14 protein-coding genes are annotated in these 17,101 nt (G+C 59.8%); 12 read left to right on the plus strand and 2 right to left on the minus strand.

Translation table 11 applies throughout. From position 1 onward, the window contains the following. Positions 1 to 78: 78 nt before the first annotated feature. On the plus strand, positions 79 to 396 hold the full coding sequence (locus AACY36_RS14000; protein WP_339420311.1) for a Rieske (2Fe-2S) protein: 318 nt from the start codon (positions 79 to 81) through the stop codon (positions 394 to 396). On the opposite strand, the gene sfsA is transcribed toward AACY36_RS14000, so the two are convergent. Then, positions 393 to 1,103 carry a DNA/RNA nuclease SfsA gene (sfsA, locus tag AACY36_RS14005; protein WP_339420310.1) on the minus strand — a complete coding sequence of 237 codons (711 nt, stop codon included), beginning with the start codon at positions 1,101 to 1,103 and terminating at the stop codon, positions 393 to 395. The genes AACY36_RS14000 and sfsA overlap by 4 nt on opposite strands. Beyond that, a complete protein-coding gene (locus AACY36_RS14010; protein ID WP_339420309.1) occupies positions 1,103 to 2,275 on the minus strand; it encodes a pyridoxal phosphate-dependent aminotransferase in 1,173 nt (390 codons plus the stop codon). The genes sfsA and AACY36_RS14010 overlap by 1 nt, the downstream gene beginning before the upstream one ends. Positions 2,276 to 2,594: 319 nt before the next feature. Between AACY36_RS14010 and dksA the strand changes: the two genes are divergently transcribed. The 11 genes from dksA (at position 2,595) to acs (ending at position 17,099) form a co-directional block, all read left to right on the plus strand. Beyond that, positions 2,595 to 3,038: an RNA polymerase-binding protein DksA gene (gene dksA / locus AACY36_RS14015; RefSeq protein WP_025857127.1), complete on the plus strand. Its 444-nt coding sequence runs from the start codon at positions 2,595 to 2,597 to the stop codon at positions 3,036 to 3,038. Between the two features lie 83 nt (positions 3,039 to 3,121). After that, positions 3,122 to 4,009, plus strand: coding sequence for a tRNA glutamyl-Q(34) synthetase GluQRS (gene gluQRS / locus AACY36_RS14020; protein WP_339420308.1), 888 nt, complete (start codon positions 3,122 to 3,124; stop codon positions 4,007 to 4,009). Between the two features lie 62 nt (positions 4,010 to 4,071). Beyond that, positions 4,072 to 4,248, plus strand: a complete 177-nt coding sequence (locus AACY36_RS14025) for a hypothetical protein (protein WP_003176118.1) — start codon at positions 4,072 to 4,074, stop codon at positions 4,246 to 4,248. Beyond that, positions 4,232 to 7,186, plus strand: coding sequence for a sensor histidine kinase (locus AACY36_RS14030; RefSeq protein WP_339420307.1), 2,955 nt, complete (start codon positions 4,232 to 4,234; stop codon positions 7,184 to 7,186). The genes AACY36_RS14025 and AACY36_RS14030 overlap by 17 nt, the downstream gene beginning before the upstream one ends. A gap of 22 nt (positions 7,187 to 7,208) precedes the next feature. After that, entirely contained in the window at positions 7,209 to 8,639 is a 1,431-nt protein-coding gene (locus AACY36_RS14035; RefSeq protein WP_339420306.1) for a sigma-54-dependent transcriptional regulator, read from the plus strand. A gap of 708 nt (positions 8,640 to 9,347) precedes the next feature. Continuing rightward, on the plus strand, positions 9,348 to 10,751 hold the full coding sequence (locus AACY36_RS14040) for a polynucleotide adenylyltransferase PcnB (protein WP_065875682.1): 1,404 nt from the start codon (positions 9,348 to 9,350) through the stop codon (positions 10,749 to 10,751). A gap of 2 nt (positions 10,752 to 10,753) precedes the next feature. Beyond that, positions 10,754 to 11,239: a 2-amino-4-hydroxy-6-hydroxymethyldihydropteridine diphosphokinase gene (gene folK, locus AACY36_RS14045; RefSeq protein WP_339420305.1), complete on the plus strand. Its 486-nt coding sequence runs from the start codon at positions 10,754 to 10,756 to the stop codon at positions 11,237 to 11,239. A 278-nt stretch (positions 11,240 to 11,517) separates the two neighbouring features. Beyond that, the gene (panB, locus tag AACY36_RS14050) at positions 11,518 to 12,318 is read left to right on the plus strand and encodes a 3-methyl-2-oxobutanoate hydroxymethyltransferase (RefSeq protein WP_049711503.1); all 801 of its coding nucleotides are present in this window, start codon (positions 11,518 to 11,520) and stop codon (positions 12,316 to 12,318) included. After that, the gene (gene panC, locus AACY36_RS14055; protein WP_339497245.1) at positions 12,315 to 13,166 is read left to right on the plus strand and encodes a pantoate--beta-alanine ligase; all 852 of its coding nucleotides are present in this window, start codon (positions 12,315 to 12,317) and stop codon (positions 13,164 to 13,166) included. The genes panB and panC overlap by 4 nt, the downstream gene beginning before the upstream one ends. Positions 13,167 to 13,391: 225 nt before the next feature. Beyond that, positions 13,392 to 15,056 (plus strand): glucose-6-phosphate isomerase, encoded by a 1,665-nt coding sequence (pgi, locus tag AACY36_RS14060; RefSeq protein ID WP_339420303.1) that lies wholly within the window; start codon positions 13,392 to 13,394, stop codon positions 15,054 to 15,056. Between the two features lie 105 nt (positions 15,057 to 15,161). Next, positions 15,162 to 17,099, plus strand: a complete 1,938-nt coding sequence (gene acs, locus AACY36_RS14065; protein ID WP_339437533.1) for an acetate--CoA ligase — start codon at positions 15,162 to 15,164, stop codon at positions 17,097 to 17,099. Positions 17,100 to 17,101 lie beyond the last annotated feature (2 nt).

Genomic DNA, 17,101 nt, shown 5'->3' on the forward strand with positions numbered 1-17,101 from the left:
AGCACCCGCACAGCTAACGAACGAAGCCGGCATTTGATAATTGTTTGCATTTGAACGTCAAGGCACTTAAGGACTGAAATGAAGTTTCTCTGCTCCTCCGACACCCTCGCGCCAGACAGCAGCCTCGGTTTTGACATCGACGGCTGCAAGCTGTTGGCCGTGCGCCGAGACGGCGTGCCCTACTTCTATATCAACCGCTGCCCCCATCGCGGTGTTCCACTGGAATGGCAACCCGATCAGTTCCTCGACTCCAGCGCCAGCCTGATCCAATGCGCCACCCACGGCGCTCTGTTCCTGATCGAAAGCGGCGAGTGCATCGCCGGCCCTTGCGCCGGCCAAAGCCTCACCCCCCTGCTTGGCCGCGAAGACGCCCAAGGCCTTTGGGTGGAACTCTAGTCGAGCAGCACGTCCAACCGTCGATCTACACAGATTTCTTCTGATGTAACCCGCACGCCATAGGCCAGCACTTCCACCCCCGCCGCCTTGGCTTCACGTAGCGCCGAGGCGTAACCGGCGTCGATCTCCACGGCCGGGCGCACTGCATCAATCCCCGAGAGATTGACGCAATACAATTGCACTGCCCGCACGCCCTCGCGCGCCAGATGGGCCAGTTCGCGCAAATGCTTGGCGCCGCGCTGGGTCACCGCATCGGGGAAGGCGGCAACCGAGGAGCCATCAAAGCCCAGGGTCACGCTTTTGACTTCAACGTAGGCCGCGCCGTCGGGATACTCCAGGCGAAAGTCGATGCGACTTTTCTCCTGACCGTAGGGTACTTCGCGCTTCAAGGCGGTGAAGCCATTGAGTTCGGTAATTACCCCAGCACGCAATGCCTCCTCGACCAACTGATTGGCACGCGCCGTGTTTACGCACGCCAGACGGCCCTGGGGTGTCTCGGCGATTTCCCAGGTGCCGGGCAACTTGCGTTTGGGGTCATTGGACCGGCTGAACCAGACCTGCCCGCCTTCGACCATGCAATTGAGCATCGAGCCGGTATTAGGGCAATGAATAGTCAGCAACTCGCCGTTAACGGTTTCGATATCGGTGAGAAAACGCTTGTAACGGCGAATCAGCCGCGCTTCTTCGAGGGGAGGATTAAAGCGCATCAGCCTTGCCAACTCCGCAAGCCACGTGCGATCCGTTCAACTGCTTCCTGTAACCGATCGAGGTTTTGCGTGTAGGCAAAGCGCACATGGTGGCCGGCTTGATAGCGGCCAAAATCCAGGCCTGGGGTAAATGCCACATGCTCGGTTTCGAGGAAGTGGCGACAGAATGCGAAGGCATCACCGGCGAACGCGCTGATATCGGCATACAAATAGAATGCGCCTTCCGGCTCGACGGCAATACCGAATCCCAGCTCGCGCAAGGCTGGCAGCAGGAAGTCGCGACGGCGACCAAATTCTGCCCGGCGCTCTTCCAGAATGTTCAGGGTTTGTGGAGTGAAGCAGGCCAGCGCCGCGTGCTGCGCCATGCTTGGCGCACTGATATAGAGGTTTTGCGCCAGTTTCTCCAATTCACCCACAGCGTCAGGCGGCGCAACCAACCAACCCAGCCGCCAGCCCGTCATGCCGAAATACTTCGAAAAACTATTCAGGACGAAAGCATCATCGTCTACTTCCAGCACGCTGGCTGCGTCTGTGCCGTAGGTCAGGCCATGGTAAATCTCATCCACCACCAGATGGCCGTTGCGCGCTTTGATTGCGCCGGAAAGAGCGGCCAATTCGTCGCGGGTCAGGATCGTCCCAGTCGGGTTGGCTGGCGACGCTACCAGCGCGCCCACACTGTCCTGGTCCCAGTGCTTGGCTACTAGGCCAGCGGTCAACTGATAGCGCACCTCGGGGCCAACCGGCACCAGTTGCGCCGCGCCCTCCACCAATCGCAGGAAGTGGCGATTGCAGGGGTAGCCAGGATCTGCGAGCAACCAATGCTTGCCCGGGTCCACCAACAGGCTGCTGGCCAGCAACAAGGCGCCGGAACCACCAGGGGTGATCAAAATACGCTGGGGGTCAACGTTCAGCCCGTAGCGCAGCTGATAGAAACCGCTGATGGCTTCGCGTAGTTCCGGCAGTCCGCGGGCCGCGGTGTAGCGGGTCTTGCCATTGGCCAATGCGGCCTGGCCGGCTTGGATGATCGGCTCAGCGGTAGTGAAATCCGGCTCCCCGATTTCCAGGTGGATCACGTCATGCCCGGCGGCCTGCAGCTCATTGGCCCGCGCCAGCAATGCCATGACATGAAAAGGTTCGATGGCGCGACTGCGCGCACTGTAGGGCTGAGCCATTAGCCTTCCTTAACGGTAGGGACAAAATCTGGATTCTACCGAACCCGTGCCGTAAAACATGTTCTATTGCCTGCCCGGCGGCCTGTACGGATCGGGCAAGCGCCTGCAAAACGACTAAAATCAACACTCGAGGCAACACATACCCAGCAATGGCGGGCTGATGTAGTTTGCAACCCCTTAGCCATGTGCCTCGACAACCGGGAGTGGCGCACCCCGAATCTATCTGGTAAGTTCGCCCGCTTGCAGCCGCAGGGCCGGCAGGTGTCGGTGACGTTGCAATCCTGCGCAATGGATTAGAAGAGTGAGAGGCGGTCTATTCATGTCCACCCAAGCAAAGCAACAGCAGACTCAAGGCCTCAACGGCTTCGAACCTTACGTAGAGAAGAAAGGTGAGGAGTACATGGGCGAGCCCATGCGCGAGCACTTCACCAAAATCCTGAACAAGTGGAAACAGGACTTGATGCAGGAGGTCGACCGCACCGTTGACCATATGAAGGACGAAGCAGCCAACTTCCCTGATCCGGCCGACCGTGCGAGCCAGGAAGAAGAATTCGCCCTTGAACTGCGCGCCCGCGATCGCGAGCGCAAGTTGATCAAGAAGATCGACAAGACGCTGCAGCTGATCAAGGACGAAGAATACGGCTGGTGCGAATCCTGCGGTGTCGAGATCGGTATCCGTCGCCTGGAAGCCCGCCCAACCGCGGACCTCTGCGTAGACTGCAAGACCTTGGCCGAAATCAAGGAAAAACAGGTCGGCAAGTAATCCCGCCGAGCTGAACGAATGGGGCGTGCAAACGCCCCATTTTTGTTTCTGGCGTTTACCGAATTTCCAGTAGTATCCGGCCCATGACAGCCTCTACCTATATCGGGCGTTTCGCCCCCACGCCCAGTGGCCATTTGCATTTTGGCTCGCTGGTCGCCGCTCTCGCCTCCTACCTTGATGCCCGCGCCAATAACGGCCGCTGGTTGATGCGCATGGAAGACCTCGACCCACCCCGTGAAGCGCCCGGCGCCCAAGCCGCGATTCTGCACGCACTGGAAAGCTACGGCTTTGAATGGGACGGTGAACTGGTCCGACAAAGCGAGCGGCACGAAGCCTACGCCAAAGTGCTGAACGACATGTTCAACCAAGGCCTGGCCTACGCCTGCACCTGCTCACGCAAACAACTGGAACCCTACAACGGGATCTACCCAGGCCTGTGTCGCAATGCCGGTCACGATCAGCAGGACGCCGCCATCCGCTTGCGTGTTCCTGAGCTTGCGTACCACTTTACCGACCGTGTTCAGGGCGAATTCCGACAGCACCTGGGACGCGATGTAGGCGATTTCGTCATCCGTCGCCGAGATGGCCTTTATGCCTATCAACTGGCTGTGGTGCTCGACGATGCATGGCAAGGTGTTACCGACATCGTGCGCGGCGCTGACCTGCTCGACTCCACGCCACGCCAACTCTACTTGCAAGAGTTGCTCGGCCTGCGCCAACCGCGCTACCTGCACGTGCCGCTGATCATCCAGCCGGACGGTAACAAGCTTGGCAAATCCTATCGTTCCCCACCGTTGACGCCCGACCAGGCCACGCCTTTGCTACTGAGAGCCCTGCGCGCCCTCGGCCAGCAACCCGGCGCCGAACTGTTGCACGCCAGCCCACGAGAACTGCTGGATTGGGGCATTTCGCACTGGGATGCGACAAAGATCCCGCGCGCACTCACGCTGGCCGAAGCGCAATTGAGCTGAAGGCGCTTGCAGCTTGCCAAGCATCCGTTACCATCGCCGCAGTTTTTCAATCAGAGGCCAACATGTACATCTATCGATTGGTCCTGCTGCTGGTCGTCGGGATCTACCTGTTTTCTCCCGCCATCATGGATTGGTGGATCGACGCCACGGGCGCCTGGTATCGCCCTTATTTGCTGTGGCTGATTCTGATCGTCGTGACTTTCATCCTGCAGAGCCAAAAAGATGCCGATGAGCTTTAGCCTCACCCAGATGCTGCTGATAAGCGCCGCCTATCTGGCCGCGTTGTTCGGCGTCGCCTGGATCAGTGAGCGCGGAATGATTCCGCGGGCGATCATTCGCCATCCGTTGACCTACACCTTGTCCCTGGGCGTGTATGCCAGTGCCTGGGCGTTTTACGGCACCGTCGGCCTGGCTTATCAATACGGTTATGGCTTTCTTTCCAGCTATCTCGGGGTGTCCGGCGCGTTTCTGCTGGCGCCGGTGTTGCTGTACCCGATCCTGAAGATCACCCGCACTTATCAATTGTCATCCCTGGCCGACCTGTTTGCGTTCCGCTTTCGCAGCACCTGGGCCGGCGCACTGACCACCATTTTCATGTTGATCGGTGTATTGCCGTTGCTGGCCCTGCAAATCCAGGCCGTGGCCGACTCCATCAGCATCCTCACCCGCGAGCCGGTGCAACATAGAGTCGCCCTGGCGTTCTGCGCGCTGATCAGCCTGTTCACGATTTTCTTCGGCTCACGCCATATCGCCACCCGCGAGAAACACGAAGGCCTTGTGTTTGCGATTGCCTTCGAGTCGGTGATCAAGCTGATCGCCATTGGCGGCGTCGGCCTCTATGCGCTGTACGGTGTGTTCGACGGCCCGCAACAGTTGGAGTTGTGGCTGCTGCAAAACCAGACCGCCCTCGCCGCCCTGCACACGCCCCTGCAGGAAGGCCCATGGCGCACGCTGCTGCTGGTGTTCTTCGCCTCGGCGATCGTGATGCCGCACATGTACCACATGACCTTCACCGAAAACCTCAACCCGCGCTCGCTGGTCAGCGCCAGCTGGGGTTTGCCGCTGTTCCTGCTGTTGATGAGCCTGGCTGTGCCGCTGATCCTGTGGGCGGGCCTGAAACTGGGGGCAACCACCAACCCGGAATACTTCACCCTCGGCATCGGCATTGCCGCCAACAGCCCCGCGTTGGCACTGCTGGCTTACGTCGGCGGTTTGTCAGCGGCCAGCGGGTTGATCATCGTCACGACCCTGGCGCTTTCGGGCATGGCACTCAACCATTTGGTATTGCCGCTTTACCAGCCGCCGGCTGAAGGCAACATCTACCGCTGGCTGAAATGGACGCGCCGCGCGCTGATTGTTGCGATCATCATGGCCGGATACGGTTTCTACCTGCTGCTGGGCGCCGGGCAAGACCTGGCCAACCTGGGTATCGTTGCCTTTGTCGCCACCTTGCAGTTCCTGCCGGGTGTGTTGTCGGTACTGTACTGGCCGACCGCCAATCGCCGTGGGTTTATCGCCGGCTTGCTGGCGGGGATCCTGGTGTGGGTCGTGACCATGCTGCTACCGCTGGTCGGCAACCTGCAGGGCTTCTACATTCCGTTGCTGAACATGATTTACGTGCTGGATGACACCAGTTGGCACATGGCGGCGATTGCGTCCTTGGCCGCCAACGTCTTGATGTTCACCCTGATCTCGCTGTTCACCAACGCAAGCGCGGAAGAAACCAGCGCCGCCGAAGCCTGTGCGGTGGATAACGTGCGTCGCCCGCAACGGCGTGAATTGCATGCGGCCTCGCCCCAGGAGTTCGCCACGCAACTGGCCAAGCCTTTGGGCGCCAAGGCGGCGCAAAAGGAAGTCGAACAGGCGCTGCGCGATCTGTACCTGCCGTTCGACGAACGCCGCCCCTACGCGCTGCGTCGTTTACGTGATCGTATCGAAGCCAACCTGTCGGGGCTGATGGGGCCGAGCGTGGCCCAGGACATGGTGGAAACGTTCCTGCCCTATAAGGCTGGCGGCGAAAACTATGTCACCGAAGACATCCATTTCATCGAGAGCCGGCTGGAGGATTACCACTCCCGCCTCACCGGTCTCGCCGCCGAACTCGACGCCCTGCGCCGCTACCATCGCCAGACCCTGCAGGAACTGCCCATGGGCGTGTGTTCCCTGGCCAAGGATCAAGAGATCCTGATGTGGAACAAGGCCATGGAAGAGCTCACGGGCATCCCCGCACAACGCGTCGTCGGTTCACGCCTCAATACCCTGGGCGAGCCGTGGAAAGAATTGCTGCAAGGTTTTATCAACTTGCCCGACGAGCACTTGCACAAGCAGCATCTGGCCCTCGACGGCCAGACACGCTGGCTCAACCTGCACAAGGCCGCCATCGATGAACCCCTCGCCCCCGGCAACAGCGGCCTGGTGTTGCTGGTGGAAGACCTGACCGAAACCCAGATGCTCGAAGACAAGCTGGTGCACTCCGAGCGTCTGGCAAGTATCGGTCGACTGGCAGCGGGGGTGGCCCATGAAATCGGTAATCCGATCACCGGTATCGCGTGCCTGGCGCAGAATCTAAGGGAAGAGCGAGAAGAAGACGGCGAAATTACCGAGATCAGCGGGCAAATCCTCGAACAGACCAAGCGCGTCTCGCGGATCGTGCAGTCGCTGATGAGCTTCGCCCACGCAGGCGGCCATCAGAACCAGGACGAAGCCGTGTGCCTGGCCGAAGTGGCGCAGGATGCCATAGGCTTGCTCGCCTTGAACCGGCGTAATTTCGAAGTACAGTTTTTCAACTTGTGCGACCCGGACCACTGGGTAGATGGCGACTCACAACGCCTGGCCCAAGTGCTGATCAACCTGCTGTCCAACGCCCGCGATGCGACCCCCGCCGGCAGCGCGGTACGCGTCAAGACCGAGGCTTTCGAACATACGGTCGATCTGATCGTCGAAGATGAAGGTAGCGGTATTCCACAGAACATCATGGACCGATTGTTCGAACCCTTCTTCACCACCAAGGACCCAGGTGAAGGTACCGGTCTGGGCCTTGCACTGGTCTATTCCATCGTTGAAGAGCATTATGGACAAATCACCATCGACAGCCCGGCTGACACAGAAAGCCAACGCGGCACCCGTATTCGGGTGACCTTGCCGCGTCATGTCGAAGCGACGTCCGCTGTGAACTGAGACCGTCGAGAGAATTGAATCAATGCCGCACATTTTGATCGTCGAAGACGAAACCATTATCCGCTCTGCCTTGCGTCGCCTGCTTGAACGAAATCAGTACCAGGTCAGCGAAGCCGGCTCTGTGCAGGAAGCCCAGGAGCGATTCAGCATTCCCACGTTCGACCTGATTGTCAGTGACCTGCGCCTGCCTGGCGCACCTGGCACCGAGTTGATCAAGCTCGGCCAAGGCACCCCGGTGCTGATCATGACCAGCTACGCCAGCCTGCGTTCGGCGGTGGACTCCATGAAGATGGGCGCGGTGGACTACATCGCCAAGCCTTTCGACCATGACGAAATGCTCCAGGCGGTGGCGCGTATTTTGCGCGACCGTCAGTCGGTCAGCAGCGCGCCTGCCGAACAGCGTCCCGCCAGCAAAGCTGCCGACAAGCCAGGGGTTGATAACAGCAATGGCGAAATCGGCATCATCGGTTCGTGCCCGCCCATGCAGGATCTGTACAGCAAGATCCGCAAAGTCGCGCCGACTGACTCCAATGTATTGATCCAAGGCGAATCAGGCACCGGTAAAGAACTGGTGGCCCGCGCCCTGCACAATCTGTCCAAGCGCGCCAAGGCGCCGATGATTTCGGTGAACTGCGCGGCCATCCCTGAATCCCTGATCGAGTCCGAACTGTTCGGTCACGAGAAAGGCGCGTTCACCGGCGCCAGCGCCGGGCGTGCGGGCCTGGTGGAAGCGGCGGACGGTGGCACCTTGTTCCTCGATGAAATCGGCGAACTGCCATTGGAAGCCCAGGCGCGTTTGCTGCGCGTGCTGCAGGAAGGTGAGATTCGCCGTGTCGGTTCGGTGCAATCGCAAAAGGTCGACGTGCGCCTGATTGCGGCCACCCACCGTGACCTGAAAAGCCTGGCCAAGATCGGGCAGTTCCGTGAAGACCTGTATTACCGCCTGCACGTGATCGCCCTCAAGCTGCCGGCCCTGCGTGAACGCGGCGCCGACGTCAACGAGATCGCCAGCGCGTTCCTGCTGCGCCAGAGCGCACGCATCAACCGTACCGACCTGAAGTTTGCGCCGGATGCCGAGCAGGCGATTCGGCATTACTCGTGGCCGGGTAACGTGCGGGAACTGGAAAATGCGGTCGAGCGCGCGGTAATTCTGTCGGAAAGCCCGGAGATTTCCGCCGAGCTGCTGGGCATCGATATCGAACTGAGCGACTTGGACGACGACGACTTCATCGGCCTGGCCCCACAACAGGGCGGCGGTAGCAATACCAGCCATGAGCCGACGGAAGATTTGTCGCTGGAAGATTACTTCCAGCATTTTGTCCTTGAGCATCAGGACCATATGACCGAGACCGAGCTGGCACGCAAACTGGGCGTGAGCCGCAAGTGCCTGTGGGAACGCCGCCAGCGCCTGGGCATTCCACGGCGCAAGACCGGTGTGGCCAGCGAGAGTTGAGGGTGCGCCCCCACAGGTAACACCCACAGATGTGAAAAAACTGTTACCGCGGATATTTCGCGTAACAAAAGCCGGGGCTTACGGTAACGAAGCCCCGGCTTTTTTTGGTCCATCAAACACCCGAAAGCACCTCAACACCCCGGATTTGCTGGACGGCGCAAAAGTTGGCACGCACCCTGCTATATGCTTAGTACAAAAACAATAACAAGCTTAGTACAAGACAATAAAAATAAGACGAATCGACTCACGCATAACAAAAACAACACGGCGGAGGCGCAGCTAACTGATTCTTTTGGAGAGGCGTTGCATTTGGGGCTTACCCCGCAACCAGGCCGAGAACAACAAAAACTGCCCTAAGGCAGAGCCTGAACTGGTTGGATCGTAGATCAGCAACACAGCAACCAAAGCAATCCGTTTGCTCTTGACTCCCGATTGGGAGTGTCATGAAGGTGAAGCTTCATGGCGAGGGCGATCAACAAAAACAAGAAGCCCGCAACCAATAATAAAAATAGAGCACGCAACTACTTCTGGGGGAGCTTCGGCTCCCCTTGTAGTTTCTGCGAATTGGCCTTCCAGCAACCTCTTGAAGCTTTTGGCTTGGGGCTTGCAGCTTGTTCCTACACCATCCCCTGACTAAATGCTAGAATCCCCGCCCATCATGCGGTCATTCTTCGTTATGGCCGAACATTCCTTCAAACAGTGCATCCCATGCTGAAGAAGTTGTTCCAGTCATTCCGTTCTCCCTTGCGTCGTACGCAACACATTCGCAGCACGCCTGAAGTGCTTAACAGCAATCAGCATTCATTGCAGCGCGCTCAATTCAGCCGTTATGCGGTGAACATCGTCGAACGTTTGCAGAACGCCGGCTACCAGGCTTATCTGGTGGGTGGCTGCGTACGTGACATGCTGCTCAATATCACGCCGAAAGACTTCGACGTCGCCACCAGCGCCACGCCTGAGCAAGTGCGTGCCGAATTCCGCAATGCGCGGATCATCGGCCGGCGCTTTAAGCTGGTGCATATCCACTTCGGTCGCGAAATCATCGAAGTGGCGACGTTCCGTGCAGGCCACCCGCAAAACGATGAAGAGGAAGACACCAATCAATCTTCCCGCAACGAAAGCGGGCGCATCTTGCGCGACAACGTCTATGGCACCCTGGAAGAAGACGCGCAGCGACGCGACTTCACCATCAACGCCCTGTATTACGACCCGGTCAGCGAGCGCATCCTCGATTACGCCAATGGCGTACACGATATTCGTAATAACCTGATCCGCCTGATCGGCGACCCGGTACAACGCTACCAGGAAGACCCGGTGCGCATGCTGCGGGCCGTGCGTTTCGCCGCCAAGCTGAACTTCGGCATCGAGAAGCACACCGCCGCGCCGATTCGCGAACTGGCACCGATGCTGCGGGAGATTCCCTCGGCACGCCTGTTCGAGGAAGTGCTCAAGCTGTTCCTTTCGGGCTACGCCGCCGACACCTTTGAAATGCTGGTGGACCTGCAGTTGTTCGACCCACTGTTCCCGGCCAGCGCCGAGGCTTTGGAACACAACCCGACGTACACCCACACCTTGATCAGCGAAGCGCTGATCAATACCGACCTGCGCATCAAACAGAACAAGCCGGTCACCCCGGCGTTCCTGTTTGCCGCTTTGTTGTGGCCAGCCCTGCCAAAACGCGTACTGCGCCTGCAGGATCGTGGCATGCCGCCGATTCCAGCCATGCAAGAAGCCGCGCATGAGTTGATCGTCGAGCAGTGCCAACGCATCGCCATTCCCAAACGCTTCACCCTGCCGATCCGCGAGATCTGGGACATGCAGGAGCGCCTGCCACGTCGCAGCGGCAAACGCGCCGATCTGTTGCTGGATAACCCGCGCTTCCGCGCCGGCTACGACTTCCTGCTGCTGCGCGAAAGCGCCGGCGAGCAGACCGACGGCCTGGGCGAATGGTGGACCGACTACCAGGACGCCAATGACAGCGAGCGCCGCGACATGATTCGTGACCTCGGCAGCAAAGGCGATGGCGAAGGCGCTGGCCCTAAGAAGCGCCGCCGCAGCAGCACCAAACGCAAGCGCAGTTCGGCTGACGCCTCGGGCGCTGCAGGCGAATAAACGTGGAGCGTATCTACATCGGCATGGGCAGCAATCTGGCTGCCCCGGATCAGCAATTGCGCAGCGCTATCGAAGCGCTGGCACAATTGCCAGGCACCACCGTTGCTGGCGTCTCCGCCTTTTATCAAAGTGACTCCCTGCTCCCAGGCCAACCGCGCTACACCAATGCGGTTGCTGCCTTGGACAGTAGCCTTGCGCCCCTTGAACTGCTGGATGCGCTGCAAGCCATCGAGAACGATCAAGGCCGCGAACGCCTTGAGCGTTGGGGCCCGCGCACTCTCGACCTGGACATCCTGCTGTTTGGCGATCGCCTGATCGACGAGCCGCGCCTCAAGGTGCCGCACTATCAAATGCACCTGCGGGCGTTTGTGCTGTATCCACTGGCCGAGCTAGCGCCCGCAGCGCTGCAACTGCCCAACGGTCAAATGCTCAGCGACTTGCTGGCCGCCTGCCCGTTTCTCGGCCTGGAACGCTTGCCCCAAGACTGACTGGGTCAATGTGGGAGCCTGCGCACTTAAAATCGCTTTCCCACTTGCTGAATCGCGTCAGTAACAGCGGTAACACAGCCATCGTAACAATGCGGTAACACATCCAATTGACTTCCCGTGCCCTCCTCACGACTATAGGCGTCCCGCTGCCGCCAACCCGGCGCTAAAGGGCGCAATCCAGGCCTTATAAGCACTGCTCTCAAGACAGTGCGCCTGAATAAACGAAGACTCACGCGCGTTACTCGCTGTTTCCAAGCGCCTGAACGAGGACCCTTTTCATGCCAGACATTACCCTGACCACCTTGCAGAGCCTCAAGCTCAAGGGTGAAAAAATCACCATGCTGACCTGCTATGACGCCACGTTCGCCCACGCCAGCTGCCAGGCCGGGGTTGAAGTGTTGCTGGTGGGCGACTCCCTGGGCATGGTTCTTCAAGGGAATGACAGCACCCTGCCCGTCACCACCGATGAATTGGCCTACCACACGGCCAGCGTCAAGCGCGGCAACGACGGCGCGTTTATCATCGCCGACCTGCCGTTCATGGGTTACGCGACGCTCGAACAGACTTTCCAGAATGCCGGCAAGTTGATGCAAGCCGGTGCGCACATGATCAAAGTTGAAGGCGCGGTTTGGCTTGCCGAATCGATCCGCCTACTGGCAGAACGTGGTGTGCCGGTGTGCGCACACATGGGCCTGACGCCACAGTCGGTGAACCTCCTCGGCGGCTACAAGGTACAGGGCCGCAATGAAGCGCAGGCACGGCAGATGCGTGCCGATGCAATCGCCCTGGAACAAGCAGGCGCTGCAATGATCCTGCTCGAGTGCGTGCCGAGCGAACTGGCCGCCGAAATCACCCAGGCCGTCAAAGTGCCAGTCATCGGTATCGGCGCGGGTTCCGCAACCGATGGCCAGGTGCTGGTGTTACACGACATGCTCGGCCTGTCGATCACCGGCCGCGTGCCAAAATTCGTTAAGAATTTCATGATTGGCCAGGCCAGCATCCACGACGCATTGAGCGCCTATGTTGCTGAAGTCAAAGGCGTAACGTTCCCTGGCGCCGAACACGGATTCTCTGCATGAACACCGTAAAAACCGTACGCGAATTGCGTGCTGCCGTGACTCAAGCCCGCAGCGCCGGCAAGCGCATAGGCTTTGTGCCGACCATGGGCAACTTGCACAGCGGTCACGCCACACTGGTGACCAAGGCAGCCCAGCAGGCGGACTTCGTCGTCGCCAGCATCTTCGTCAACCCGCTGCAATTCGGCGCCGGTGAAGACCTGGACAAATACCCGCGCACCTTGGCTGCCGACCAGGAAAAGCTGCTGCAAGCCGGTTGCAGTCTATTGTTCGCACCTACTGTCGAAGAAATGTACCCCGGGGGCATGACCGGCCAAACTCGCGTCAGCGTGCCGCAACTGTCCGAAGGCCTGTGCGGCGCCAGCCGCCCGGGGCATTTCGAAGGTGTGGCAACGGTGGTCAGCAAACTGTTCAACATGGTCCAGCCGGACATGGCCGTGTTTGGCCAGAAGGATTACCAGCAACTGGCCGTGATCCGCGCCATGGTCCATGACCTGAATATGCCGATCCAGATCATCGGTGAACCCACCGTGCGCGCCGACGACGGCCTTGCGCTGTCGTCACGCAACGGCTACCTCACCGACGAGCAACGCGCTATTGCGCCGGTGCTGTACCGCTGCCTCACCCTGATCGCTGCTGCGATCAAAGCCGGTGACCACGACTTCGCGACGTTGCGCGCCGAACAGGTCCAGCAAATCGAAGCCGCCGGGTTGCGCCTGGACTACCTCGAAGTACGCCAGGGTGTGCATCTGCGCCCGGCCACTGCCGAGGATCGGGATATCGTCATTCTGGTAGCCGCCTACCTGGGCGCCACTCGCCTCATCGACAACCTGCATCTGACCCTCGACTGACCCCTTGCAGTTGCCCTTCTCGCTGCGTCAATAAAAAGTGCCGGTGCAAAAAAGTACCGGCATAAGCGCAGACAAAACCAAGACATATCGACACGCTAGGTTTAATGTAATTGCCCTGCGCTATGGTTAGCGCTGTCCCGAACCCATTCCTTGATGAAAGACTGGACGTTCCGGGCTCAGAAGTGTCCTAAAGGCAGTCCCCGTAATAAAAGGAAACCCGCAGCGATGGCGTACTACCGCACTCCTCATGACGTTACCGCTCTGCCCGCCTGGCAAGCGCTCAATCAACACCGCCAAGCCATGCAGGATTTCAGCATGCGCGAAGCGTTCAATGCCGATCCTCAGCGCTTTTCCCAGTTCACCTTGAGCAGCTGCGGACTTTTCCTCGATTACTCGAAAAATCTGATCACCAGCGAAACCCGCGACCTGCTGGTGGCCCTGGCAAAGGAAGTGAATCTCAAAGGCGCGATCGATGCGCTGTACGCAGGCGAGCCAGTCAACTCCTCCGAAGGCCGCCCTGCCCTGCACACCGCCTTGCGCCGCCCAGTGGGTGACAAGCTGTCGGTCAACGGCGTGAACATCATGCCGGACGTGCACAAGGTGCTGAACCAGATCACTGACCTGGTCGGCCGCATCCACGACGGTTTGTGGCGTGGCTACACCGAGAAGCCGATCACCGACGTAGTGAACATCGGTATCGGCGGCTCGTTCCTCGGCCCGGAGCTGGTTTCCGAGGCGCTGTTGTCCTACGCGCATAAAGGCGTGCGCTGCCATTACCTGGCAAACATTGACGGCAGCGAGTTCCACGAGCTAACCATGAAGCTGCGCGCCGAGACCACCCTGTTTATCGTCTCGTCGAAATCCTTCAACACCCTGGAAACCCTGAAAAACGCCCAGGCCGCCCGCGCCTGGTACCTGGCCCAGGGTGGCTCGGAAGCCGAGCTGTATCGCCACTTCATCGCCGTGTCGAGCAACAACGCGGCCGCCGTGGCTTTCGGTATCCGCGAAGAAAACATCTTCCCGATGTGGGACTGGGTCGGCGGCCGTTACTCGCTGTGGTCAGCCATCGGTTTGCCCATCGCCTTGGCCATCGGCATGTCCAACTTCAAGGAACTGCTGTCCGGTGCCTACACCATGGACCAGCATTTCCAGAACGCGCCATTCGAAGCCAACATGCCGGTGCTGCTGGGCTTACTGGGCGTGTGGTATGGCAACTTCTGGGGTGCGCAAAGCCATGCGATCCTGCCGTACGACCACTACCTGCGTAACATCACCAAACACTTGCAGCAGTTGGACATGGAATCCAACGGCAAAAGCGTGCGGCAGGACGGCACGCCAGTGTCTACCGATACCGGCCCGGTGATCTGGGGCGGCGTGGGCTGCAACGGTCAGCATGCTTACCACCAGTTGCTGCACCAAGGGACCCAACTGATCCCGGCCGACTTCATCGTGCCAATCGTCAGCTTCAACCCGGTGTCCGACCACCATCAGTGGCTGTATGCCAACTGCTTGTCCCAGAGCCAGGCGCTGATGCTCGGCAAGACCCGCAGCGAAGCCGAAGCCGAGTTGCGCGACAAGGGCATCTCGGAAGAAGAAGTGCAGAAGCTTGCCCCGCACAAGGTGATCCCGGGCAACCGTCCGAGCAACACCCTTGTGGTCGAGCGTATCAGCCCGCGTCGCTTGGGCGCGCTGGTTGCCATGTATGAACACAAAGTGTTCGTGCAGAGCGTGATCTGGGGTATCAACGCCTTCGACCAATGGGGCGTGGAACTTGGCAAAGAGCTGGGCAAGGGCGTCTACAACCGCCTGACCGGTGCCGAGGAAACCCTGGCTGACGATGCGTCGACTCAGGGCCTGATCAACTACTTCCGTGGTCGTCACCGCGGCTGATTCAGGTATTGCAGGGCCAACGTCCGTTTGGAGGTTGGCCTTGAACCCTCCCCCTGCAGGGTGCATCTTTATGACTTGTGGCTAAAACAAGAATAAGGATCGCTCATGTTCGATATCAGCACGTTCCCCACCGCCGATGCCGTCCGCCGGGCTGCGCAACTCAGTCAAGAGGACTATCAACGCCTCTATCGCCAATCCATCGATCATCCGGACACGTTCTGGGCTGAACAGGCCAAAGGCTTTCTCGACTGGATAACCCCTTGGCACACCGTTCAAACCTCAGACATCAAGACCGGTGCTGCGCAATGGTTCGCCGGCGGCCAATTGAACGTCAGCTACAACTGCATCGACCGCCACCTGGCGCAACGCGCCGATCAGCCGGCCTTCATCTGGGAAGGCGATGATCCGAAAAATTCTTCCAAAATCACGTACCGCCAACTGCACCAGAACGTCAGCCGCCTGGCCAATGTGCTGAAAAGCCGCGGCGTGAAGAAAGGCGACCGGGTGTGCATCTACATGCCGATGATCCCGGAAGCAGCCTACGCCATGCTCGCCTGCACGCGGATTGGCGCGGTGCATTCCGTGGTGTTTGGTGGCTTCTCGCCGGACGCCCTGCGCGACCGTATTCTCGACGCAGACTGCCGCACCGTGATCACCGCTGACGAAGGCGTGCGCGGCGGTAAGCCAGTGGCGCTGAAACAGAATGTCGACAAAGCCCTGACCAACTGCCCGAACGTCAGTACGGTGCTGGTGGTGGAACGCACGGGTGCGACCGTTAACTGGACCGAAGGCCGCGACCTCAAGTATCAACAGGCTCTGGATGCCGCAAGCGACGACTGCCCGCCCGAGCCGATGGACGCCGAAGACCCGCTGTTCATCCTCTACACCTCCGGCAGCACCGGTAAACCCAAGGGCGTCCTGCACACCACGGGCGGTTACCTGCTGCAAGCGGCGATGACCTTCAAATACGTGCTCGACTACCGCGACGGCGAAGTGTTCTGGTGCACAGCCGATGTGGGCTGGGTCACCGGCCACAGTTACATCGTGTACGGCCCGCTGGCCAATGGCGCGACCTCGCTGATGTTCGAAGGCGTACCAAGCTACCCGGACAGCTCGCGCTTCTGGCAGGTCATCGACAAGCACAAGGTCAACATCTTCTACACCGCGCCCACTGCCTTGCGCGCGTTGATGCGCGAAGGCCACGGCCCGCTGGAGAACACGTCCCGCGCCAGCCTGCGCTTGCTGGGCAGCGTCGGCGAACCGATCAACCCGGAAGCCTGGGACTGGTACTTCAACGCGGTGGGCGAACAGCGCTGCCCGATTGTGGATACCTGGTGGCAAACCGAAACCGGCGGCATCATGCTCAGCCCACTGGTCAGCGCCCAGCGGATCAAGCCCGGTTGCGCGACCCAGCCAATGTTCGGTGTACAGCCGGTATTACTGAATGAACAAGGTAAGGAACTCAGTGGCGCCGGCAGCGGCGTGCTGGCGATCAAAGCCAGCTGGCCCGGGCAGATCCGCAGTGTGTACGGCGATCCGCAGCGCATGATCGACACCTATTTCAAACCCTACCCCGGTTACTACTTCACCGGCGACGGCGCGCGACGCGACGAAGACGGCGATTATTGGATCACTGGGCGCATCGACGATGTGATCAACGTGTCCGGCCACCGCATCGGCACCGCCGAGGTGGAGAGCGCGCTGGTCCTGCATGACTTGGTGGCCGAAGCCGCCGTAGTGGGTTACCCCCACGACGTCAAAGGCCAGGGCGTCTATGCGTTTGTCACGCCCATGAATGGGGTGGAACCCGACGACGCGCTGAAAGAGCACCTGCTGGCGTTGGTCAGCAAGGAAATCGGCAGCTTTGCCAAGCCGGAGCTGATCCAATGGGCCCCGGCCTTGCCGAAAACCCGTTCCGGCAAGATCATGCGCAGGATTTTGCGCAAGATCGCCTGCAACGAACTCGACAGCCTCGGTGATACCTCGACCCTGGCCGACCCGAGCGTCGTAGAGAGTTTGATCGACAAACGCCTGAACCGATAGGA

The sequence above is a fragment of the Pseudomonas sp. EA_15y_Pfl1_P101 genome, from assembly GCF_963970835.1.
Lineage (GTDB): Bacteria > Pseudomonadota > Gammaproteobacteria > Pseudomonadales > Pseudomonadaceae > Aquipseudomonas > Aquipseudomonas tritici.